Genomic DNA, 21,780 nt, shown 5'->3' with positions numbered 1-21,780 from the left:
ATCGAGCAGGCGCAAGGACCCGGATGCCACGGCACCGCCTGATGCCTCAAACTCAAGCAGCCTTCTCGACCTCGATTGTCACATGCGAAAGGCTGTGGAGATGCGCCAGCTTCTTCCGATAGCAGGAGGGATCCTGCGGCGCAGCCGAACGGATCGCGACGATGGCCCCGCGGTGACCCGGTCCAAGCTGCCAAACATGCAGGTCGGTGATCCGATCGCCATCACCCTCGATGACGCAGCGTATTTCGTCGGGAAGCTCCTCGTCTTCCGGGACGTAGTCGAGAAGAACCCTACCGGCGTCCCGAATGAGGCTCCATGACCAGTGGGCGATCACGATCCCGCCGACGATCCCCATGGCGGGGTCCATCCAGTTCCAGCCGTACAGGCCTCCAAGCGTCAGGGCGGCGATGGCCAGGACCGAGGTCAACGCGTCGGCCAGAACGTGCAGGTAGGCTGCCCGAAGGTTGTTGTCCGCCGAATGATTGCGGTGCCCGGAGGGGTGGTCATGCCGGGCCATATGTTGGCCGCCGTGATCGTGATGGGCATGGTGATGATCATCATCCTGATGGCGGTGCTCGTGATCATGGTCGTGATGATGATGGTGGTGGTGCCCGTGATGCGCGTGATCATGGCGCAACAGCCAGGCGCAGAGCAGGTTGACCGCAAGCCCCAGCACGGCGACAGTGATCGCCTGAGAGAAGTTGATTGCCACCGGGCTGTAGAGGCGCACGAGGCTCTCCCAGCCGATCAGCACCGCAACGAGCGCCAGTACAACGGCGCTGGCGAAGGCGGCCAGGTCGCCAAGCTTGCCTGTCCCGAAAGTGAAGCGCGGGTTGCGCGCGTTCCTGCGGGCATAGAGATAGGCCGTTGCGGCAATGAGCATGGCGGCCGCGTGGGTGGACATGTGCCAGCCATCCGCCACCAGCGCCATCGACCCGTAGATCGTGCCCGCCGCGATCTCCAGGACCATCATCGTCGCGGTGATTGCGATCACCAGCCAGGTCCGGCGCTCGTTCCGCTCATGGTCGTCGCCCAGGAACACATGCTCATGCGCGCCAATGGGTGGGCTCGTCAGATCCGTCATTTTAGGTACATCCTGATGACCTCGATCAGCTCGGCCGCCCCCTTCGCCCGTGCCGCATCTTCGTCCTTGTCGGGGTTGGAGACATGCTCGCGAATATGATCCTCGATCATTTCGGCCGTCAGACCGGTGACGGCGCCGCGGACGGAGGCAACCAGGTTGAGAAGTTCTCCGCACGGGACATCCGCTTCGAGGGACCGCTCGATCGCCTCGATCTGCCCTTTCAGGCGCCGAACGCGCGCCAACAGCTTCGGCTTGTTCCTGATCGTGTGTGTCATAGCATAGGGGGATACCGTATATTTTCGGCAACCGCAATGTTTGCCGCAGCATCTTTGAAGCGCAAAGCTGTGGCCGTTGGATCACCGGCTTACGGTGCCGGCGACCTCCCACCGCAAGAAAAAGCAGGGAAGCTCTCGCTCCCCTGCTTCCTCGAAATCGAAGGGCGCATCAGACGTAGCGGTTGACGACGTTCTCCAGCAGTTCCTGCCGGCCGGAGCGCGGCTGCGGGTTGATGTCCTTGCTTTCGACGTAGTGGGCGATCTCCTCGAGACTGAGGCCGCCATCGAGCATCTTCTTCGCCTCCGGAGCGCTCCAGCCGGCATAGCGCTCCTCGAGCGGCTGCGACAGCGCCTCGTCTTCGATCATCCTTGCCGCCGCCTTCAGGCCGCGGGCGCAGCAGTCCATGCCGCCGATATGGGCAATCAGCAGGTCCTCGGGGTCGATCGACTGGCGGCGCAGCTTGGCGTCGAAATTGGTGCCACCCGTCTTGAAGCCGCCGCCGGCCAGTACCTGGTAATAGGCGAGCGCCATCTCCGGCACGTTGTTGGGGAACTGGTCGGTGTCCCAGCCGGACTGGTAGTCGTTGCGGTTCATGTCGATCGAGCCGAAGATGCCGAGTGCATTGGCGAGCGCCAGCTCATGCTCGAAGGAGTGGTTGGCGAGGATGGCGTGGCCCTGCTCGATGTTGACCTTCACCTCGTTCTCCAGCCCGTATTTCTTCAGGAAGCCGTAGACGGTGGCGACGTCGAAATCATACTGGTGCTTGGTCGGCTCCTGCGGCTTGGGCTCGATCAGGATCGTGCCCTTGAAGCCTATCTTGTGCTTGTACTCGACGACCAGGTTGACGAAGCGGCCAAGCTGGTCGAGTTCGCGCTTCATGTCAGTGTTGAGCAGCGTCTCGTAGCCCTCCCGGCCGCCCCACAACACGTAGTTCTGGCCGCCGAGTCGCTTTGTGGCGTCGATGCAGGTCTTCACCGTCGCCGCGGCGAAGGCGAACACGTCCGGATCCGGGTTCGTGGCCGCACCCGCCATGTAGCGGCGGTTGGAAAACAGGTTCGCCGTGCCCCACAGCAGCTTGACGCCGGTCGCGGCCTGCTTCTCGGCGAAGTAGTCGACGATCTCGTTCAGATTTTTCGTGTTTTCGGCGAAGTTCCTGCCCTCCGGGCGCACGTCGGCGTCATGGAAGCAGTAGAAGGGCACGCCAAGCAGCTGGAAGAATTCGAAGGCGACATCGGCCTTCAGCTTCGCCGCGTCCATCGAATCCTTGAACCACGGCCGTTCGAAGGTCTGGCCGCCGAACGGATCGCCGCCCGGCCAGACGAAGCTGTGCCAGTAGGCGACGGCGAAGCGCAGGTGGTCCTCCATGCGCTTGCCGAGCACCACCTCATCCTTGTCGTAATGGCGGAAGGCGAGCGGGTTGGTGCTCTCCGGGCCCTCGTATTTCACCTTGGCGATATCGCCGAAAAAGCCGGTGCTCATGGGTGTCTCCTCCTTTAATAACCGAACCTGATTGCAGCAGACGCCCCCTCATGCCGCTGCCTTGACCTTCCCCCCCCCCCGCGAGCGGGGCGAAGGGAAATGCCGATCGCTCACCTTCGCGGCGTTGGGCGCCACGTCCCTCTCGCCGCCTGCGGTGAGAGGTTGGGATGAGGGGCGCCCTCAAATCATCGCGTCGCGGATCGCCGGATAAAGCCGGCGATAGCGTTCGTAGGCCGCCCCGTACGCCCCGCTCAGCGCCGTGTCCGGCTCGATCGTTTCGGCCGTCCGCGGTGGCGTGCAGACGGTGAGCGGATCGCTGCCGGTCGCCGCGATCAGGCCGAGCCGCGCCGCCCCGAAGGCCGCGCCGAAATCGCCATCGGCCGGCACGTCGACCGGCAGCGACAGCGCGGTGGCGATCGACCTCAGCCAGTAGCGCGAGCGCGAGCCGCCGCCGATCGCGGTGACCCGCGACAGCGTCGTGCCGGCGAGACGCAGCGCCTCGAGGCTGTCGCGGACCGCAAAGGAAACGCCTTCCAGAACCGCCTGCGTCAGCGCCGCCCGGCCGCTCTCGTGACCAAGGCCGGCAAAGGCACCGCGCATCGTGGCGTCGTTGTGCGGCGTGCGTTCACCGGACAGGTAGGGCAGGAAGACGACCCCGGCCGGCGGCTTCAGCGTTTCGCCGAGTTCGCCGGTGAGATCGGCCGGCGAAGCGCCGGTGACGCGGGCATGCCAGTTCAGCGCGTCGGTGGCCGACAGGATCACCCCCATCTGGTGCCAGGTGTTGGGCAGCGCGTGGCAGAAGGCGTGAACGGCGCTTGCCGGGTTCGGCAGGTAGCGGCCGTTGGCGGCAAACAGCACACCTGAGGTGCCGAGCGAGACGAAAGCCGTCCCTTCGCTGACCGTTCCCATGCCGCAGGCCGAAGCCGCGTTGTCCCCGGCCCCGCCGGCGACGACAACACCGCCGGGAAGTCCCCACCGGGCGGCGAGTTCGGCGCGCAGCATTCCGGCCGCATCGGTGCCCTCGACCAGACCCGGCATGTGCCGCTCCTCCAGGCCGGTGGCGGCAAGCAGTTCCGGCGACCATTGTCGCGCGCCGGTATCCAGCCAGGCCGTGCCGGCGGAATCGGACATGTCCGACAGGTGCTCGCCGGTCAGCCACAGGCGCAGGTAATCCTTCGGCAGCAGGACCCGGCGGACCTTGGCGAAGATTTCCGGTTCGTTGTTCTTCACCCAAACGAGTTTTGGCGCGGTGAAGCCGGGGAAGACGATGTTGCCGGTGATGGCCCGGAAGCGCGGATCGGCATCGAGCGCGGCCGCCTCGCGATGGCTGCGGGTGTCGTTCCACAGGATGCAGGGGCGCAGCACCTTGTCCCCGTCGTCGAGCAGCGTGGCGCCGTGCATCTGGCCGGACAGGCCGATGCCGCGCACGGCGGCAAGCGCGGCCGGATGGGCCGCCATCAGGGCGTCGAGCGCCTGCTCGGTGGCGGCGATCCAGTCGGCCGGATCCTGCTCCGACCAGCCCGGATGCGGGCGCGAGACCTCGAGTGCGCCGCTGGCCGAACCGACGATCCGCTGGTCGGCGTCGATCAGCATGGCCTTGACGCCGGACGTTCCGAGGTCGATTCCGAGATACATGATCCTCTCCTAATGCTCGTCCGGCACGGCCGGTGGCGGCGCCACACCGCTTTCCGGCGGCAGGTTTTCCTTGATGAAGATGTCGATGCGGATCCGCTCCTGCGCCTCGATCACCGGCAGGCCGTCGGCCTTGGCGCGCAGGGTGCGGATGGCGCTGCGCACCTCATGCCCGGCGTCCTGGTTGAGCACCGCATCGATCAGTCCGCTTTCCAGCCCGGCGCGCGTCGGCGCGGTCAGCTCGTGGGCGATCACGCAGAGATCGTCCCGGCCGGCCGCGGCGAGCGCGGCGACCAGGCCGCCATTGCCGGCGCCGAGGCTGTAGATGCCGGCGAGGTCCGGATTGTTTTCGAGGCACTTGGCGATCAGCGCTTCCGCCAGTTCCGGATCGTCCTGCCCCTCCAGCACGTCGAGCACCGGCCGCCCGCCGCCGGCTTCCGCCATCATAATCCGAAACCCTTCCAGGCGCTCGCGGTGGTCGCGCACCCGCATCGAGCCGGCGAGCACGGCGACCGGCCCCGGGCGCGCGCCGAGGAACCGCGCCATCAGGCTGCCGGCGGTCCGGCCGGCGGCCACATTGTCCACGCCGCAGAAATGATCGCGTCCGGAGTTCGCCAGATCGGAGACCAGCGTGACGAAGGCGATCCCGGCTGTGCGCGCCCGGCAGATCGCCGCGGCCACCTCCGGCGCGTCGACCGCGACCGCGGCGATCCCCGCCACGCCGGCGGCGATGGCCGCATCGATCGCTGCCACGAGCGCGGCCGGGTCGAACGGCGGAACGTTGACGATCGAGATCCGCGTCCGCTCGAAGGCGGAGCGATCGACGGCCGCCCGCACCTCCGCCTCCAGCCCGCGCATGAAAGGGTTTTCCCCGGCCGGCACGATGAACACCAGCGGATAGATCCGCCCCTTGGCGAGATTGGCCGCCGCCATGTCGCGGACATAGCCGAGGCTGCGGATCGCCGCCTCGACCCTGGCCCGCGTCACCGCGCGCACGCCGGGCCGGCCGTTGAGGACGCGATCGACGGTGGCCAGGCTGACGCCGGCATTTGCCGCGATATCGTGAACGGTCGGGCGCATGATTTCCTCCGGCACGGAGCTGTAGCGGAGTTTCTGATGTACGTAAATCAGAAATTGGCAGCGACTGGCTTCGGCCCGGTGGTTGCCCTGGGAGGGTCGGTCCATGGCATATTCTTTGTTGCCGTTTAACCGCATCCGTCGTCATCCCGGCCTTGAGCCGGCATCCAGCAGCGTCGCGTCTGCGTCGCGAGATGGCTCTTTTGCGCGCAAGCGCGCGCTGGATGCCGGGTCGAGCCCGGCATGACGGAGCCTTGATGATTGCCGAGCCAACCAACTCAGCACCAGCCGTCCAAGAATGCCGACAGCCCCTCACCCCCTCAGCGGCTTGCTGAAGGCATGCGTGAAGACGACGTCGCCGCGCTCGCCATAGGCTTTCGCCAGCACGACCTCGAACTGGTCGTTCGTGACCCGGGCGACGGCCAGCCCGCCCATGTAGGCGGCGATCGGCTTGAACAGGTCCAGGCCGTCGCGGCGGTAGATCATCGGTGTCTCGTGCTCGTGGCCATGGAAGAGGCCGATCACATTGTAGCCCTTCAGCACAGACAGAAAAGCTTGTCGCTGGTCCTCCGTCCACCAATGGGCGCCGCCGGTCCCCTGGCCGTCGAAACGCCTCTCGATCGGATCCCAGCGCTCGATCGAAAACGGATCCCAGCCATAATGCTGAAACACCACGACCGGCCGTCCGTCGGCGGCGTAGGCAGCGAGATCCTCCCGCAACCAGGGCAAGCCGCTGATCGCCCCTTTCAGTTCGTCGCCGCCAAAGCGGTGGAGCTGGACGAGGTGCAGCCCGCCCCAGTCCCAGGAATAGCTGTCGGACGGCACGTGAAAGTTCGTCACCGGCACCGGCGGCTTGTAGAACACCGACATGCGATGGTTCAGTTCCACATAGTCGCGCAGTTCCCGGCGGTAGAAGTCGACGTGGGGCGGCACCCCGTTCTGGTCGAGGTCGTGATTTCCGAGGCCGGCATAGACGGGATAGTTCACCTGGCCGAGGCCGTTGCCCTGGCGGTAGCGGCTGGCGAATTGCTGCAGCTGCCATCCCACCCCCGGGATCCTCAGTTGACCGCCGCCATCGTCGGTCATGTCGCCGCCGATGATCACGCCGTGCGGACGCCCGATCGGCGTGCCCGCATTGCGAAGGCCGGTGTCGATGCCGCCGATGTAATGCGGCCAGTCCTTGCGGGCGATCTGATTGATCGCCCGGACGTGGCGCACGAGATTGGCGTCGGTCTTGCCTTCTTCCTCGCAATGCGGGCTCAGGGTGTCCGCGGTGACCAGGCAGGCATGCACGTCGGCGGCGAAGACGAATGTCGCGTCGATCGCCGGCCAGGGGTCTTGTGCGCGAACCGGAAGCCCGGGCAGCATGCTTGCCGCACCCAGGCCTGCGGCACCCTTCAGGAGTGCACGCCGGGTGAGTCCGCTCGATCGATCATAAGCCATTTCGCGCGCCGCACCGGTCAGGTCCCGTGCGGCATCCTGACCGAAAATGCCGCCGGCCGGCAAGCCCCTCGAGCCAGGCTCAGTGGCCGCCGCCTCCGCCGCCGGCGCGGGCCTCCGGCTTCCTGATCATCACCACGCAGGCGAGCATGCCGGCAAACAGCACGGTCAGGAACATGAACACGTCGCTGAACGACATCACCATGGCCTGTCGCTCGACCATGCCGACCATCTGCTTGATTGCAGCACCGGTGCCATCGAGACCATGCGCGGTAAACTTGGCCGCCATGTTGTTCATCTGCTCGATCGCCGCCGGATTGCTCCAGCTGACATGCTCGCGAAGCTGCATGTAGTGCACGTCCTGGCGGGTGGTCAGCATCGAGTTGATGACCGCCAGGCCGACGGCGCCGCCGAGATTGCGGGTCAGGTTGTAGAGGCCGGAGGCATTGGCCATCCGGGCCGGCGGCAGGGTGCCGAGCGCGATGTTGTTGATCGGCACCATGCACAGCATCAGCCCGACGCCGCGCAGGATCTGCGGGAGGAACAGCTCGTAGAAATCCCAATCGGTTGTCAGTCCGCTCATGATGTAGGTGCCGGAACCGAAGGAGACGAAGCCGATTGCCATCATCACCCGCGGATCGAGCCGGCTCGACAGCATGCCGGCGACCGGCGCGGTGCAGAACATCGCAAGGCCGGAAACGAACATCGTCTCGCCGATCATCAGCGAATCGTAGCCGCGGATGTGGCTGAGATACACCGGATACAGATAGGTCAGGCCATAAAGCCCCACCCCCATGATGAACGAGAACATCGAACCGAAGGCGAAATTCCGGTTGGAGAAGGCCCTGAGGTCCACGACCGGGAACTCGACCTTGAAGGCGCGGTAGAAGAAGAAGGCCGCGCCGATGGCCGAGGCGACGGCAGCCATGACGATATGCTCGTCGTTGAACCAGTCATTCGCGGTTCCCTCTTCGAGCACGTATTCGAGCGATCCCAGGAACACGGCCATGGCGAGCAGACCCCACCAGTCGAACTTCTTCATCAGCGAGACTTGCGGCCTGTCGAAATCGATGAAGTTCCAGACGAGGATGGTGACGACGATGCCCGGAATGACGTTGATCAGGAACAGCCAGTGCCAGGAGAAGGCATGGCTGAGATAGCCGCCGACGGTCGGCCCGATGGTCGGCGCCAGCGTCGCGATCAGGCCGATGATCGGGGAGACGATGTTGCGCTTCGACGGCGGGAAGATGGTGAAGGCAGCCGCGAAGACCGACGGGATCATGCCGCCGCCGATGAAGCCCTGCAGGGCGCGGTAGACGATCATCTGCTCGATGTTCGTCGCCGTGGCGCAAAGCACGCTGGCGGCGGTGAAGCCGGCGGCGGAGATGGTGAACAGGTAGCGGGTCGAGATGATGCGGGCCAGCGTGCCCGACAGCGGGATCATGATCACTTCGGCGATCAGGTAGGAGGTCTGCACCCAGGCGATCTCGTCCGTGCCGGCGCTCAGGCCGGCCTGGATCTCGGACAGCGAGGCCGACACCACCTGGATGTCGAGGATCGCCATGAACATGCCCACCACCATCGCGAAGAAGGCGATCATCCGCCTCGGTTCGATGGTGTCGGATGCGGGGGCGACGGGCCCTGCGGCCCTGCCCTGAACAGCGGTGGTGGCAGCCATGGCCGACTCCGGCGAGAAACACTGGCCGGGGCGCGTCCGGCCTCCGGCTCATGAAAGATCGGGAAAAGCTGGATGCTGCACGCCCGCCAGGCGCGCAGCATCCGTTTACCGCGCGGTGCCTGCCTCGGGTGCCGTGCGGGTATCGACGTCGACGACAACGCTCAGCCCGGCCCTAAGGCGGCCGCTGTCGAGCGCCTCCTTCGGCAGCGCGATGCGAACCGGCACGCGCTGGATCACCTTGGTGAAGTTGCCGGTGGCGTTTTCCGGCGGCAGCAGCGAGAAGACCGAGCCGGAGGCCGGCGCGATCGACTCTACCGTCGCCTCGATCGGGTGATCCGCGAAGGCGTCGACATGGACGTTCACCTTCGAGCCGGGGACGAGATGCTGGATCTGCGTTTCCTTGAAATTGGCATCGACATAGAGCTCGCGGGTCGGCACCAGCGCCATCAGCCGCTGGCCCGGCGAGACGAGGTCGCCGATCTGGACGGCGCGATTGCCGACGACGCCGTCATACGGCGCCTTCAGGACCGTGAAGCCGAGATCGCGCGCCGCCTTGTCCCGCTGCAGCTCTAACGTGCGGATCGTGCCCTCGGCCTCCTTGCGCTGGGCCTCGAGCAGGGCGATGTTGGCCTTGGCCGAAACGATGGCCGCCTCGCCGCCGGCCAGATTGGCGCGGGCCTGGTCGAGCGCGACATTGGCGGTGTCGAGTTCGGCGGTGGTGCCGACCGACTTCGACTGCAGTTCGCTGGCGCGCTTCTGGGTGATCTCGGCGCCGCGAACCGCCGCCTGAAGCGCCGCTCGCGATGCCTCGGCCTGGGCAAGCGACGCCTTGGCGCCATCGATCTGCGCGTCGATGCGGTGCAGCGACAGCTCGGCCGTGGTGATCTGCGCCTTCGCCTGCTCCAGCGCATTTCTGTAGTCGCCATCGTCCAGCGTCACCAGCACGTCGCCCGCCTTGACGGCCTGGTTGGCGACGACGCGGACCTCGGCGACATAGCCGGTCACCTTCGGCGATATCGTTGCGATGTCGCCCTCGATGTAGGCGTCGTCGGTCGACACCATGAAGCGGCCCGTCGTCCACCAGTGATAGCCGTACCATCCGCCGGCGGCGAGCAGCGCCAGGAGCAGGATCGGCAGAACCCGGCGCCGCGCCCCGGTCTTGGTCGGGGCGGCGCCAGGAGCCGGCTCGACTTCGGCCGGTGTCTTCGGTTGAGGCGCCGGCGGCGCTTCGGCGGCGGGCTGCTCGTTGGCGGGCTCGACAACGAAATCGTCATCGACCGGCCGCACCTTGGCATTGCTCGTGGTCTTGGACACCATGGGTTCACCCGGGAAAGATATCAAAACGGCACTTCGTCGAACCGAACCGTTCAGTTCGATTTGACATAGTCTCCTTTCTGGTCCATATCAAGGCGAAATCGAACCACGCGGTTCGAATTAATCGTCGAGAGGATTTTCTGCTGACGCGATGGAGACCAAGGTAACGGAAAACGGTGGCTCGGTTTGCGCGGTCGTCCCGACCGGGCGGCGGGCAGCCGGCGAGGATCCGGCAAAACGCGAGCAGATTCTCGACGGCGCCAAACGCGTCTTCATGGAACAGGGCTTCGACGCGGCGAGCATGAACGACATCACCCGGGCCGCCGGCGTTTCCAAGGGCACGATCTACGTCTATTTCGCCAACAAGGAAGACCTGTTTGCCGAGCTGATCCAGCGCGAGCGCCTGCGCATCACCGAATCGGCGCGCAGCGCGCTGCTCGACAACCTCTCGGTCTCCGAGGCGCTGCACGATTTCGGCGTCCTCTTCGCTTCGCATCTTTCGGCGGAATATACGATCAAGGCGATGCGCATGGTGATCGCCGTCAACCAGCGCATGCCGGCGCTCTCCTGCGGCTTTCTGTCGGCAAGCCCGATGAATCCGGTCTCGGTGCTGAAGACCTATCTCGACCGCCAGGTGGCCGAGGGACGGCTGACGCTCGACGACACCGAGCTCGGCGCGCGTCAATTCCTGGAACTGGCGACCGTCGGCATCTTCAAGCACCGCCTGTTCGGCTCGATGCCGACACCGCCGCCGGCCTCCGAAATCGAGCGGGTGGTCGCCAGCGGAGTCCGGATGTTCCTGGCAGCCTACGGCACGTCGCAGTCCTGACAGCACGTCGCACCGCGCCGTTACATCGGTAATTTTCCACGCTGCCGCTGCTGGTTGCGTCTTGCAACCCTTCCGTTTCGTCATACATACCGACCTCATTGAGTTCCGAACCAAGAGGAAGATCGGATGGACGGCATCCTTGCCCTGATGCAAAGCCCTGAAGCGTGGGTCGCGCTTGTGACGCTGATCGTCATGGAGGTGGTTCTCGGCATCGACAATCTGATCTTCATCTCAATTCTCACCAACAAACTGCCCGAGCAGCACCGTGTTCCGGCTCGCCGCATCGGCATCGGGCTGGCACTGGTCATGCGCCTGGCGCTGCTGGGCACGATCGCCTGGATCGTCAAGCTGACGACGCCGGTGTTCGAGCTCTTCGGCCAGGGCTTTTCGTGGAAGGATGTGATCCTGATCGCCGGCGGCCTGTTCCTGGTCTGGAAGGCGACGAAGGAAATCCATCACAGCGTCGATCCGGCCGACCACGGCGAGGATTTCATCGGCACCGCCGCGGTCGCCTCTTTTACTGCCGCAATCGGCCAGATTTTGCTGCTCGATCTCGTCTTCTCCGTCGACAGCATCATCACCGCCGTCGGCATGACCCCGCACCTGCCGATCATGGTCGCAGCCGTCGTCGTCGCCGTTACGGTGATGCTGGTAGCCGCAACGCCGCTTGCCAACTTCATCGAGAAGAACCCGACCATCGTCATGCTGGCGCTCGCCTTCCTGCTGATGATCGGCATGACGCTGATCGCCGAAGGCATGGGCTTCCATGTGCCGAAGGGCTACGTCTACGCCGCCATGGCGTTCTCGGCACTGGTCGAGGCGCTCAACATGTTGGCCCGCAATGCGAGGCGGAAGAAGAAGGCCGACGCGCAGACGCTGCACTGAAGCGCCTTCGCCTGACGGACTGCCAATGCCGGCGGCGCAACCGACCGGCACGCGGCCGTCCTCCATGATCGTCGAAAAAAGCATGCAGCGCAGGCACGAGGAACCTTTCCCCCCGGTTGGAATTTTCCCTCGACCTCTGTAAGGCTGGCGCGAACGGACGAGCGGGGCAGCCCATGACGACACCACAAATCCTGGCGTTCTCGGTCATCCTGGCGATGATGGCCGGCTTCGTCTGGGATCGGGTTCGGTACGACATCGTCGCTTGTCTGGCACTGCTTCTCTCCGTCGCTGTCGGCATCGTCCCCTATGACAAGGCCTTCAGCGGCTTCAGCGACGACATCGTCATCATCGTCGGCAGCGCGCTGATGGTCAGCGCCGGCGTTGCCCGCTCCGGCATCATCAACACCGCCGTGCAGCGGTTCTTTCCGAGCCTCACCGGCTTCACGGCGCAGGTGACGCTGCTTCTGGTCAGCGTCGCGGTGATGTCCGCCTTCATCAAGAACATCGGCGCGCTCGCCATCATGATGCCGATGGCGTTCCAGTTCTCGCGCCGCTCCGGCGTGCCGGTATCGCGCTACCTGATGCCGATGGCATTCGCCGCCCTTCTCGGCGGCCTCATGACCCAGATCGGCACCTCGCCGAACATCGTCGTCTCGCGCATGCGCCAGGAGATCACCGGCGACAGCTTCACCATGTTCGACTTCACGCCCGTCGGTGGGATCCTGACCGTTGCGGGCGTGCTGTTCCTGATCGCCTTCAACCGGCTGGTGCCTGCCCGCGTCAACCAGAACCCGTCGCTCGACGAGGCGCTCGATCTCGCCGTCTACTCGTCCGATGCCACGGTGCCGGCGAAATCGGGCGCCGTCGGCAAGACGCTGAACGCCATGCTCAAGCCCGGCGAGGGCGACATCGCCGCCACCGCGGTGATCCGCGACGGCCGCCACATCGCGCCGCTGCCCGACGTGACCATCCGCGCCGGCGATACGATCCTGATGGAGGGAACGCCGGCGGCTCTCGATCGCGTGACGTCGGCAGCGGACCTCGAACTCTCGGGCAAGCCGATCCGCGAGACACCGGCGGCCGGCGAGGAGGTCGTCGCCATCGAGGTGGTGGTCACGGCCGATTCCCGTCTCGCCGGGCTGTCCGCCCGCCGCATGGCGCTGTTCCACAGCTACGGCATCAATCTGCTTGCCGTCAGCCGGCAGGGAAAGCGGCTGACGGAGCGGCTGAGCGAGGTGACCCTCTCCGCCGGCGACGTGCTGATGGTGCAAGGGGGAAGAAAGACGCTGCCGGCGATCCTGCAGGAGCTCGGCCTGCTGCCGCTCGCCCAGCGCGAGATCCTGCTCGGCACGAAACGGCGGGCGATCGTGCCGCTCATCATCCTCGCGGCGGCGATGGCCTCGAGCGCCACCGGAGCGGTGCCGGTGGCGATCGCCTTCTTCACTGCCGCCGTCGCCATGCTGCTGTTCAGGGTGGTCCCCCTCGCCGAAGCCTACAGGGCCGTCGACGGCCCGATCCTCGTCATGCTCGCAGCCCTCATCCCTGTCGCCGACACGCTGCGCACCACCGGCGGCAGCGAACTGATCGCCGGCTGGCTCGGCACGATCGCCTCGGGCATGCCGGCCTACGGCGCACTGGCGATGATCCTGGTCACCGCGATGGCGGTCACGCCGTTCCTCAACAACGCCGCCACCGTGCTCGTCATGGCGCCGATCGCCGTCAGCTTCGCCACGGCACTTGGCTACCGGCCGGAGGCCTTCCTGATGGCGGTCGCGATCGGCGCCGGCAGCGATTTCCTCACCCCGATCGGCCACCAGTGCAACACGCTCGTCATGGGTCCCGGTGGCTACCGGTTCAGCGACTATCCGCGCCTCGGCCTGCCGCTGTCGCTGCTCGTCGTCCTCGTCAGCGTGCCGGCCCTGCTCTACGTCTGGCCGGTGCACTGAAGCCATTGCGATCCGCCGCACTTTCCCTTGACGCGCCGGGTCGAATATGGTCTCACCCCTGCCCAAACGGAAAACTCCGTCCCCGCCGCAATTTCGGCGGCAAATCGGGCTTTCCCTCCCATAAAGCATGAGCCGATCACGCGGGAATTCCTCCGGCGAACGGCCTCAGAGCATTCGACCGGACCGAGCAAGCCATGACCACCTCCGCCACGAACGTACGCGTCCGCATCGCCCCCTCGCCGACCGGCGAGCCGCATGTCGGCACCGCCTACATCGCGCTGTTCAACTACCTCTTTGCCAGGAAGCACAACGGCACCTTCATCCTGCGGATCGAGGACACCGACGCCACCCGCTCGACGCCGGAATTCGAGACGAAGGTGCTCGACGCGCTGAAGTGGTGCGGGCTGGAATGGGCGGAAGGCCCCGACATCGGCGGCCCCTACGGTCCCTACCGCCAGTCCGACCGCAAGGATCTCTACCAGCCCTACGCGCAGGAACTGCTCGACAAGGGCCATGCCTTCCGCTGCTTCTGCACGCCCGAGCGGCTCGAGCAGATGCGCAATGCCCAGCGCGCCGAGGGCAAGCAGCCGAAGTATGACGGCCTTTGCCTCAACCTGAAGGCCGAGGAAGTGACCGCCCGCATGGCTGCCGGCGAACCCTCCGTCGTGCGCATGAAGATCCCGGCCGAAGGCTCCTGCGACTTCCACGACGGCGTCTACGGCGACGTTTCGATCCCGTGGGATTCGGTCGACATGCAGGTGCTGATCAAGGCCGACGGCATGCCGACCTACCATATGGCGAACGTCATCGACGACCACCTGATGAAGATCACCCACGTGGCGCGCGGCGAGGAATGGCTGGCCTCGGTGCCGAAGCACATCCTGCTCTACCGCTATTTCGGCTGGGACGAGCCCACCTTCATGCACCTGTCGCTGATGCGCAATGCCGACAAGTCGAAGCTGTCGAAGCGCAAGAACCCGACCTCGATCTCCTACTACTCGGCGCTCGGCTATGCGCCGGAAGCGCTGATGAACTTCCTCGGCCTGTTCTTCATCCAGATCGCCGAGGGCGAGGAACTGATGACGATGGCCGAGCTGTCGGAGAAGTTCGATCCAGACAACCTCTCCAAGTCCGGTGCGATCTTCGACATCCAGAAGCTCGACTGGCTGAACGGCCGCTGGCTGCGCGAAAAATTCTCGGAAGAGGAGTTCGCCGCCCGCGTGCTCGCCTGGGCGATGGAGAACGACCGGCTGAAGGAAGGCCTGAAGCTGTCGCAGTCGCGCATCACCAAGCTCGGCGAACTGCCGGACCTCGCCGGCTTCCTGCTGAAGTCCGACCTCGGCCTGACCCCGGACGCCTTCGCCAAGGTGAAGTCGACGCCCGAAGAGATCCTGGAGATTTTCAACACGGTGCAGCCGGAGCTGGAGCGCATCTTCGAGTGGAACGTCGAGAGCATTGAGGCGGAGCTGCGCGCGATTGCCGACCGCATGGGCAAGAAGCTGAAGGTCGTACTGGCGCCGCTGTTCGTCGCCGTCTCCGGCTCGTCGCGCTCGCTGCCGCTGTTCGATTCCATGGCGATCCTCGGCCGCTCGGTCGTGCGCCAGCGGCTGAAGGTGGCCGCCCAGGTGGTGGCCTCGATGGCCGGAAGCGGAAAATGAGGGTAAGGCCCCTCCCCCTCGCGGGGAGGGGTTGGGGAGGGGCATTTTCCAGATGAAACCCTCCCGGCCCTTCGGGCCACCCTCCCCACAAGGGGGAGGGATTGCAGAGCCCGCCGCTCCGGCGACCCAGATCAAAAGCCCGAAAAGGCCAGATAGACAATGACCGACACCAAGACCGAAACCGCCCTCTCCTCCGACGCCACCGAAGTGCGCCGCCAGAAGCTCGACCTTCTGCGCGAGCAGATCGGCGACGTCTATCCGGCCCATTTCCACCGCACGATCACCAATGCGGAACTGGCGGAGAAATACGCCGATCTGGAGCCGGACACCGAGAGCGGCGACGTCGTCACCGTTGCCGGCCGCGTCTACTCCTCGCGCAATTCCGGCATGTTCATGGATCTCCATGACGCCTCCGGCAAGATCCAGATCTTCTCGCACAAGGACGTCACCGGCGAAGAGGCGCGTGCGCTGCTGCCGATGATCGACCTCGGCGACATCATCGGCGTCACCGGCGTCGTCCGCCGCACCAAGCGCGGCGAGCTGACCATCAACGCCCAGCAGATCACCATGCTGACGAAGTCGCTGCTGCCGATGCCGGAGAAGTGGCACGGCGTCTCCGACGTCGAGATCCGCTACCGCAAGCGCCACCTCGACATCATGACCAACGAGGAATCGAAGCTGCGCTTCCAGCAGCGCTCGAAGATCGTCTCCGGCATCCGCCGCTTCATGGAGAACGACGGCTTCATGGAAGTCGAGACGCCGATGCTGCACTCCGTCTATGGCGGCGCCACCGCCGAGCCGTTCAAGACGCACCACAATACGTTGAAGCTCGACATGTTCCTGCGCATCGCGCCGGAATTGTACCTGAAGCGCACGCTGGTTTCGGGTCTGACCGACAAGGTGTTCGAGATCAACCGCAACTTCCGCAATGAGGGCGTGTCGACCCGGCACAACCCCGAATTCACGATGATGGAGTGCTACTGGGCCTATGCCGACTACGAGGACGTGATGGACCTCGTCGAGCGGCTGTTCGCCGAGCTTGCGATCAAGGTGCATGGCTCGACCGAATTCACCTACGGTGACAAGGAAATCTCCTTCAAGGGCCCGTTCCGCCGCGTGCCGATGCCCGACGCCGTCAAGGAGGTCACCGGTATCGATTTCCTCGCCATCAAGTCGGACGAAGAGGCCCGCGCCGCCGCCAAGGCGGCCGGCTTCGAGGTCGAGAAGGACTGGACCTGGGGCGAGTGCCTGGCCTTCATCTTCGAGGAGAAGGTCGAGCCGACGCTGATCCAGCCCGCGCACGTCACCCATTTCCCGAAGGACATCTCGCCGTTCGCCAAGGAAGTGCCGGGCGAGCCGCGCCTCGTCGAACGTTTCGAGACCTATTGCAACACCTGGGAACTCGGCAACGCCTTCTCTGAGTTGAACGATCCGGAAGAGCAGCGCGCCCGCATGGTCGAGCAGCTCGAGCAGGCGCATGCGCGCGGCGAGAAGGCCAAGCAGCTCGACGAGGAGTTCCTCGACGCGATCGACCAGGGCATGCCGCCGGCCGGTGGCCTCGGCATCGGCGTCGACCGCCTGATCATGCTCTTGACCAACGCGCCGTCGATCCGCGACGTCATCCTGTTCCCGGCCCGCCGCGCCAAGAACGACTGACCATCACGGCCGATACCAGCGGAGCCCCGCGCCGGACGTGCGGGGCTGCTCCGGTGGCTGCAAACGCATAATCATCGTGGAAGCGACCTCCGCGCTCCAGACCTAGTCCGGGGCACCGCCGCATCGCGGCGCAAATGCGCCCCTTGCGCTCAGAGACTTGAGCGCGGCGCTGGATGCCGGATCAAGCCCGGCATGACGGATCGGTTTGAAGTTGTCGTCCAGCCAACCGCGGTACTTGCCGCAAGTCTCCCCGAAGGGGGTAGCGGTTTCAGGACAATCGCATCAGAACGAAAATTGCAGGTCGCGTGAACCCTTTCACGCGACCTGCCTTAATGGCCGGCCGCCGCGACGTGTTGCTCGGCGCCGGCTTCCGACGAAGCGTGCTGTTCAACAGGAGCCGGGGCGGCGTGATCGCTAGCCGCCGTCGCACCATGCCCGCCTTCGTCGCCTGTGGGGGCCGGGTCGAGGCAGTCGGTCCGCTCGGGCATCGCCGTGACGATCGCCTTGATCTCGTCAACCTCCAGCGTCCGCCGCTCGCCGTAGAATTCGCCGTTCTCCGCAGCCGCCCCTTCGACATAGCTTGCCGCGAATGGCGCCGACATGCCCGGGATACTGCCTGGGTTGCGCGAGAACAGGACTTCGGCGCCGATCGCCCGGCCGCGCATCTCGGCCCGTTGCGCCGGGCCCGCCTCGTCGAGCAGCACGACGTGATAGAGGTCGGCCTCCGTCCGGTTGGAAAGCGCGCCCGCCACCCGCAGCGCGGTCTTGACCCGCACCTCGCCGTCCGCGGCCTTCGCCCGGATGTAATGGCGGATCCACTGCTGGCCGTCCTGCTCCTGCCGCGTGGTCAGCACCGACGTGCAGGCGACGCCGGAAACGGTTTCGCGGCGCGGCCCGAGGATCGCGTCACGCCCGACAAAGGCCGCAACGGCTCCGGACGCTCCTGTCAGGACGCCGACGCCGACAACAAGGATCAGCACCTTTTTCGGCAGGCGCAACTTCGAGGGGATGAACTTCACCGAACGCACTACTCTGTATTTCGGGTGTGTGAGCCCTCGAAACGCAAGGGCCTTCGCATCCTAGTCCGCCGTCGTTTCCGAAAGCTTAAAGGCGGATTATCAAGACCGGGGGGCCTTGTCGCTGGTTGCGGTGGCGCCGCCGGCAGTCCGATTCTTGCGAATGATTTGCAATTGCATTGACAGGCCCATTTCGCCGCGTATATTTTCTTGCAACTAATTTGCAAAAGCACTCTGGGATCTCTTATGTTTAATCGCCTTTTCAAGCCCGCCCTCCTCGCCATGGTTGTTTCATTCGGCGGGGTCACAATGACCGCCGCGCAGGAAAGGCCGAAGGTCGTCACCACCTTCACCGTCATCGCCGACATTGCCCAGAACGTCGCCGGCGACGCTGCGGTGGTGGAATCGATCACCAAGCCCGGCGCCGAGATCCACAACTACCAGCCGACGCCGCGCGACATCCTCAAGGCGCAGGACGCCTCGCTGGTGCTGTGGAACGGCCTCAACCTGGAGCGCTGGTTCGAAAAGTTCCTGACCAATCTCAACGACGTGCCGAGCGTCGTTGTCAGCGATCGCATCACGCCGATGAGCATCGTCGAGGGCCCGTACGAGGGCAAGCCGAACCCGCATGCCTGGATGTCGCCGGACAATGCGCTGATCTATGTCGAGAACATCAGGAAGGCGCTCACCTCGATCGATCCCGGCAACACCGTCGTCTACGAGGCCAATGCGAAGGCCTATGGCGAGAAGATCAAGGCGCTCTCCGTCGACATCAAGGCTGAGCTCGGCAAGCTTCCCGAGGACAAGCGCTGGCTCGTCACCAGCGAGGGCGCGTTCAGCTATCTCGCCCGCGATTTCGGCCTGAAGGAACTGTTCCTCTGGCCGATCAACGCCGATCAGCAGGGCACGCCCAAGCAGGTCAAGGCGGTGATCGACGCGGTGCGCGAGCACAACATCCATGTCGTCTTCTCCGAAAGCACCGTCTCCGACAAGCCGGCCCGGCAGGTGGCGGCGGAGACCGGGGCGGCCTATGGCGGCGTTCTCTATGTCGACAGCCTCAGCGAGGCCGACGGCCCCGTCCCGACCTATCTCGACCTCCTGCGCGTCACTTCGGAGACGATCGTGAAAGGCCTCTCGCAATGATGATGGGCAACCGCAGGAAACAAGCCGACGGCATCGTCGCGGAGGACGTCACCGTCACCTACCGCACCGGCGTCACCGCGCTGAAGCATGCCAGCTTCTCGGTGCCGCGGGGCACGATCACCGCCCTTGTCGGGGTCAACGGCAGCGGCAAGTCCACCCTCTTCAAGGCGATCATGGGCTTCGTGCCGCTCGCCGGCGGCAAGGTGACGATCCTCGGCATGCCGGTGCGCGAGGCGCTGCGCAAGAATCTCGTCGCCTATGTGCCGCAGGCCGAGGAGGTCGACTGGACCTTTCCCGTCCTCGTCGAAGACGTGGTGATGATGGGCCGCTACGGCCATATGAACTGGCTGCGCATTCCGACCAAGCACGACCATGAGATGGTTGCCGCCGCACTCGCTCGCGTCAACATGAGCGATTACCGCAAGCGCCAGATCGGCGAGCTTTCCGGCGGCCAGCGCAAGCGCGTCTTCCTCGCCCGCGCCCTTGCCCAGGAGGGCCAGGTGATCCTGCTCGACGAGCCCTTCACCGGCGTCGACGTCACCACCGAGGAGCAGATCGTCCATCTGCTCGGCACGCTCCGCGACGAGGGGCGGGTCATGCTCGTCTCCACCCACAACCTCGGCAGCGTGCCGGATTTCTGCGACCGCACCGTCTTCGTCAAGGGTACGGTGCTGGCCTCCGGCCCGACCGCCGAGACCTTCACCGAGGCCAATCTGGAACGCGCCTTCGGCGGCGTGCTGCGCCACTTCATCCTCTCCGGCCACGACCTGCACGAGGACGCCGATCCGCGCCAGGTCAAGGTCATCAGCGACGACGAGCGCCCCTTCGTCATCTACGGCGACAGGAAGGACCCCAAGGCCCGGACCGAGGAGGCCGAACGGTGAACGTGCTCCTCGAACCCTTCGGCTACGGCTACATGGTCAACGCCATGTGGGTCAGCGCGCTGGTCGGCTGCATCTGCGGTTTCCTGTCGGCCTACCTGATGCTGAAAGGCTGGTCGCTGATCGGCGACGCGCTCTCCCACTCGATCGTGCCCGGCGTTGCCGGCGCCTACATGCTCGGCCTGCCTTTCTCGCTCGGCGCGTTCCTCTCCGGCGGCCTCGCCGCCGGCGCGATGCTCTTCCTGAATCACCGCACGAAGCTGAAGGAGGACGCCATCATCGGCATGATCTTCACCTCCTTCTTCGGGGTCGGCCTGTTCATGGTCTCGCTGTCGCCGACGTCTGTGAACATCCAGACGATCGTGCTCGGCAATATCCTGGCGATCACGCCGTCCGACACGCTGCAGCTCGCCATTATCGGCGGCGTCACGCTCGTGATCCTGCTTCTGAAGTGGAAGGACCTGATGGTCACCTTCTTCGACGAGAACCACGCCCGTTCGATCGGGCTGAAGCCGCTGGCCTTGAAACTCCTGTTCTTCACGCTGCTCGCCGCCTCCACCGTCGCTGCCATGCAGACAGTCGGCGCATTCCTCGTCGTCGCCATGGTCGTCACCCCCGGCGCCACCGCCTACCTTCTGACCGACCGCTTCCAGCGGCTGATCGTGATCGCCGCCCTGCTCGGCGCCGGCACCAGCCTTATCGGCGCCTACGCCTCCTACTTCCTCGACGGCGCCACCGGCGGCATCATCGTCGTCCTGCAGACGCTGCTGTTTCTAATCGCCTTCGTTTTCGCCCCGAAGCACGGCCTTCTGGCGGCCCGCCGCCGGGGACGCCTGGCGCTGCAGCAGAGGGCACCGGCATGAGCGATTTTCTCGAGCTGGCCCTGATGCCCTTCCGCCTCGGTTTCATGCAGTATGCCTTCGCCGTGACGCTGATGATCGCCGTGCCGATGGCGCTTCTGTCCTGCTACCTCGTGCTGAAGGGCTGGTCGCTGATGGGCGACGCCGTCTCGCATGCCGTGCTGCCGGGCGTCGTTCTCGCCTATGTCGTCGGCCTGCCGCTCGCGTTGGGTGCGTTCGTCGCCGGCCTGTTCTGTGCGCTGGCCGCCGGCTTCCTGCGCAACCATAGCCGGGTGAAGGAGGATACGGTGCTTGGCATCGTCTTTTCCGGCATGTTCGGGCTCGGTGTCGTGCTCTATGTAGCGATCGAATCCGACGTGCACCTCGACCATATCCTGTTCGGCGACATGCTCGGCATCGTTCCGTCCGACCTGATCGAGACCGGGCTGATCGCGCTCGCCTGCGGCGCCTTCATCCTGTTCTTCCGCAAGGACCTGCTGGTGCAGGCCTTCGACCGGCAGCACGCCGCCGCGATCGGCCTGCCCGTCAAGCTGCTGCACTACGGGCTGCTGGCGGTGCTCTCGCTCGTTGTCGTCGGTGCGCTGAAGGCGGTCGGTATCATCCTGTCGGTGGCGATGCTGGTGGCACCGGGCGCCATCGCCGCGCTCCTGACGCGGCGCTTCGGCACGATGCTCGCCACCGCCGTCGCCATTGCGGTCGGCGCCTCCCTCTGCGGCATCTATCTCAGCTTCTTCCTCGACAGCGCCCCGGCCCCGACCATCGTCGTGCTGTTGACCTGTCTCTTCGTCTGCGCCTTCCTGTGGCAAACGCTGCGCGATCACCCGGCGGCGCCGGAGGCTTCGGAGCCGGCCGCCCGGCCCTGACGACCAGCAGAACGGATCCGGCGGTGCGCCGCTCGGTTGTGCACGGTCGGGCCGGTCGCGGTC

General features: G+C 65.5%; 18 protein-coding genes. 9 read left to right on the top strand and 9 right to left on the bottom strand.

The window, feature by feature from the left end; genetic code table 11:
- Positions 1-52 precede the first annotated feature (52 nt).
- The 8 genes from dmeF to C7449_RS13650 all read right to left on the bottom strand — a co-directional run bounded on the left by dmeF (position 53) and on the right by C7449_RS13650 (position 9,983).
- On the bottom strand, positions 53-1,084 hold the full coding sequence (gene dmeF / locus C7449_RS13685) for a CDF family Co(II)/Ni(II) efflux transporter DmeF (RefSeq protein WP_108003363.1): 1,032 nt from the start codon (positions 1,082-1,084) through the stop codon (positions 53-55).
- Positions 1,081-1,359 carry a metal/formaldehyde-sensitive transcriptional repressor gene (locus C7449_RS13680; protein ID WP_108003362.1) on the bottom strand — a complete coding sequence of 93 codons (279 nt, stop codon included), beginning with the start codon at positions 1,357-1,359 and terminating at the stop codon, positions 1,081-1,083. Before C7449_RS13680 ends, dmeF begins: the two co-directional genes overlap by 4 nt.
- Positions 1,360-1,528: 169 nt before the next feature.
- Positions 1,529-2,839, bottom strand: coding sequence for a xylose isomerase (gene xylA / locus C7449_RS13675; protein ID WP_108003361.1), 1,311 nt, complete (start codon positions 2,837-2,839; stop codon positions 1,529-1,531).
- A gap of 180 nt (positions 2,840-3,019) precedes the next feature.
- The gene (gene xylB / locus C7449_RS13670) at positions 3,020-4,474 is read right to left on the bottom strand and encodes a xylulokinase (RefSeq protein WP_108003360.1); all 1,455 of its coding nucleotides are present in this window, start codon (positions 4,472-4,474) and stop codon (positions 3,020-3,022) included.
- Between the two features lie 9 nt (positions 4,475-4,483).
- Positions 4,484-5,551, bottom strand: a complete 1,068-nt coding sequence (locus C7449_RS13665; RefSeq protein ID WP_108003652.1) for a LacI family DNA-binding transcriptional regulator — start codon at positions 5,549-5,551, stop codon at positions 4,484-4,486.
- Between the two features lie 309 nt (positions 5,552-5,860).
- Positions 5,861-6,916: a metallophosphoesterase gene (locus C7449_RS13660; protein WP_342588258.1), complete on the bottom strand. Its 1,056-nt coding sequence runs from the start codon at positions 6,914-6,916 to the stop codon at positions 5,861-5,863.
- Between the two features lie 154 nt (positions 6,917-7,070).
- Complete coding sequence (locus C7449_RS13655; protein ID WP_108003359.1) at positions 7,071-8,666, bottom strand: DHA2 family efflux MFS transporter permease subunit; 1,596 nt, start codon at positions 8,664-8,666, stop codon at positions 7,071-7,073.
- Positions 8,667-8,771: 105 nt separating this feature from the next.
- The gene (locus tag C7449_RS13650) at positions 8,772-9,983 is read right to left on the bottom strand and encodes an HlyD family secretion protein (protein ID WP_108003358.1); all 1,212 of its coding nucleotides are present in this window, start codon (positions 9,981-9,983) and stop codon (positions 8,772-8,774) included.
- A 148-nt stretch (positions 9,984-10,131) separates the two neighbouring features.
- Between C7449_RS13650 and C7449_RS13645 the strand changes: the two genes are divergently transcribed.
- The 5 genes from C7449_RS13645 to lysS all read left to right on the top strand — a co-directional run bounded on the left by C7449_RS13645 (position 10,132) and on the right by lysS (position 16,954).
- Positions 10,132-10,809 (top strand): TetR/AcrR family transcriptional regulator, encoded by a 678-nt coding sequence (locus C7449_RS13645; RefSeq protein WP_108003357.1) that lies wholly within the window; start codon positions 10,132-10,134, stop codon positions 10,807-10,809.
- A 126-nt stretch (positions 10,810-10,935) separates the two neighbouring features.
- Positions 10,936-11,694 carry a TerC family protein gene (locus C7449_RS13640; protein ID WP_108003356.1) on the top strand — a complete coding sequence of 253 codons (759 nt, stop codon included), beginning with the start codon at positions 10,936-10,938 and terminating at the stop codon, positions 11,692-11,694.
- Positions 11,695-11,867: 173 nt separating this feature from the next.
- Entirely contained in the window at positions 11,868-13,640 is a 1,773-nt protein-coding gene (locus tag C7449_RS13635) for an SLC13 family permease (protein ID WP_108003355.1), read from the top strand.
- A 194-nt stretch (positions 13,641-13,834) separates the two neighbouring features.
- On the top strand, positions 13,835-15,298 hold the full coding sequence (gene gltX, locus C7449_RS13630; RefSeq protein WP_108003354.1) for a glutamate--tRNA ligase: 1,464 nt from the start codon (positions 13,835-13,837) through the stop codon (positions 15,296-15,298).
- Positions 15,299-15,457: 159 nt separating this feature from the next.
- Positions 15,458-16,954 carry a lysine--tRNA ligase gene (lysS, locus tag C7449_RS13625; protein ID WP_108003353.1) on the top strand — a complete coding sequence of 499 codons (1,497 nt, stop codon included), beginning with the start codon at positions 15,458-15,460 and terminating at the stop codon, positions 16,952-16,954.
- A 329-nt stretch (positions 16,955-17,283) separates the two neighbouring features.
- On the opposite strand, the gene C7449_RS13620 is transcribed toward lysS, so the two are convergent.
- Positions 17,284-17,982, bottom strand: coding sequence for a hypothetical protein (locus C7449_RS13620; protein WP_245414387.1), 699 nt, complete (start codon positions 17,980-17,982; stop codon positions 17,284-17,286).
- A 297-nt stretch (positions 17,983-18,279) separates the two neighbouring features.
- On the opposite strand from C7449_RS13620, the gene C7449_RS13615 reads away from it, so the two are divergent.
- The 4 genes from C7449_RS13615 to C7449_RS13600 are packed head-to-tail and all read left to right on the top strand — an operon-like array spanning position 18,280 to position 21,717.
- Positions 18,280-19,113: a metal ABC transporter substrate-binding protein gene (locus tag C7449_RS13615; RefSeq protein WP_374828192.1), complete on the top strand. Its 834-nt coding sequence runs from the start codon at positions 18,280-18,282 to the stop codon at positions 19,111-19,113.
- Complete coding sequence (locus C7449_RS13610; protein WP_374828201.1) at positions 19,113-19,997, top strand: manganese/iron ABC transporter ATP-binding protein; 885 nt, start codon at positions 19,113-19,115, stop codon at positions 19,995-19,997. The genes C7449_RS13615 and C7449_RS13610 overlap by 1 nt, the downstream gene beginning before the upstream one ends.
- A 32-nt stretch (positions 19,998-20,029) precedes the next feature.
- Positions 20,030-20,857: a metal ABC transporter permease gene (locus C7449_RS13605; protein ID WP_108003649.1), complete on the top strand. Its 828-nt coding sequence runs from the start codon at positions 20,030-20,032 to the stop codon at positions 20,855-20,857.
- Positions 20,854-21,717, top strand: a complete 864-nt coding sequence (locus tag C7449_RS13600; RefSeq protein ID WP_108003351.1) for a metal ABC transporter permease — start codon at positions 20,854-20,856, stop codon at positions 21,715-21,717. Before C7449_RS13605 ends, C7449_RS13600 begins: the two co-directional genes overlap by 4 nt.
- Positions 21,718-21,780: the final 63 nt, after the last annotated feature.

Origin of the sequence: Mycoplana dimorpha (assembly GCF_003046475.1) — a bacterium.
GTDB classification, from domain to species: domain Bacteria; phylum Pseudomonadota; class Alphaproteobacteria; order Rhizobiales; family Rhizobiaceae; genus Mycoplana; species Mycoplana dimorpha.
This window is presented reverse-complemented; position numbering and strand designations above follow the sequence as displayed.

Bases quoted from the DNA above. Each gene is read 5' to 3' on its own strand.
- dmeF (WP_108003363.1), bottom strand. From the start codon at position 1,084: ATGACGGATCTGACGAGCCCACCCATTGGCGCGCATGAGCATGTGTTC.
- C7449_RS13680 (WP_108003362.1), bottom strand. From the start codon at position 1,359: ATGACACACACGATCAGGAACAAGCCGAAGCTGTTGGCGCGCGTTCGG.
- xylA (WP_108003361.1), bottom strand. From the start codon at position 2,839: ATGAGCACCGGCTTTTTCGGCGATATCGCCAAGGTGAAATACGAGGGC.
- xylB (WP_108003360.1), bottom strand. From the start codon at position 4,474: ATGTATCTCGGAATCGACCTCGGAACGTCCGGCGTCAAGGCCATGCTG.
- C7449_RS13665 (WP_108003652.1), bottom strand. From the start codon at position 5,551: ATGCGCCCGACCGTTCACGATATCGCGGCAAATGCCGGCGTCAGCCTG.
- C7449_RS13660 (WP_342588258.1), bottom strand. From the start codon at position 6,916: ATGCTGCCCGGGCTTCCGGTTCGCGCACAAGACCCCTGGCCGGCGATC.
- C7449_RS13655 (WP_108003359.1), bottom strand. From the start codon at position 8,666: ATGGCTGCCACCACCGCTGTTCAGGGCAGGGCCGCAGGGCCCGTCGCC.
- C7449_RS13650 (WP_108003358.1), bottom strand. From the start codon at position 9,983: ATGGTGTCCAAGACCACGAGCAATGCCAAGGTGCGGCCGGTCGATGAC.
- C7449_RS13645 (WP_108003357.1), top strand. From the start codon at position 10,132: ATGGAGACCAAGGTAACGGAAAACGGTGGCTCGGTTTGCGCGGTCGTC.
- C7449_RS13640 (WP_108003356.1), top strand. From the start codon at position 10,936: ATGGACGGCATCCTTGCCCTGATGCAAAGCCCTGAAGCGTGGGTCGCG.
- C7449_RS13635 (WP_108003355.1), top strand. From the start codon at position 11,868: ATGACGACACCACAAATCCTGGCGTTCTCGGTCATCCTGGCGATGATG.
- gltX (WP_108003354.1), top strand. From the start codon at position 13,835: ATGACCACCTCCGCCACGAACGTACGCGTCCGCATCGCCCCCTCGCCG.
- lysS (WP_108003353.1), top strand. From the start codon at position 15,458: ATGACCGACACCAAGACCGAAACCGCCCTCTCCTCCGACGCCACCGAA.
- C7449_RS13615 (WP_374828192.1), top strand. From the start codon at position 18,280: ATGACCGCCGCGCAGGAAAGGCCGAAGGTCGTCACCACCTTCACCGTC.
- C7449_RS13610 (WP_374828201.1), top strand. From the start codon at position 19,113: ATGATGGGCAACCGCAGGAAACAAGCCGACGGCATCGTCGCGGAGGAC.
- C7449_RS13605 (WP_108003649.1), top strand. From the start codon at position 20,030: ATGGTCAACGCCATGTGGGTCAGCGCGCTGGTCGGCTGCATCTGCGGT.
- C7449_RS13600 (WP_108003351.1), top strand. From the start codon at position 20,854: ATGAGCGATTTTCTCGAGCTGGCCCTGATGCCCTTCCGCCTCGGTTTC.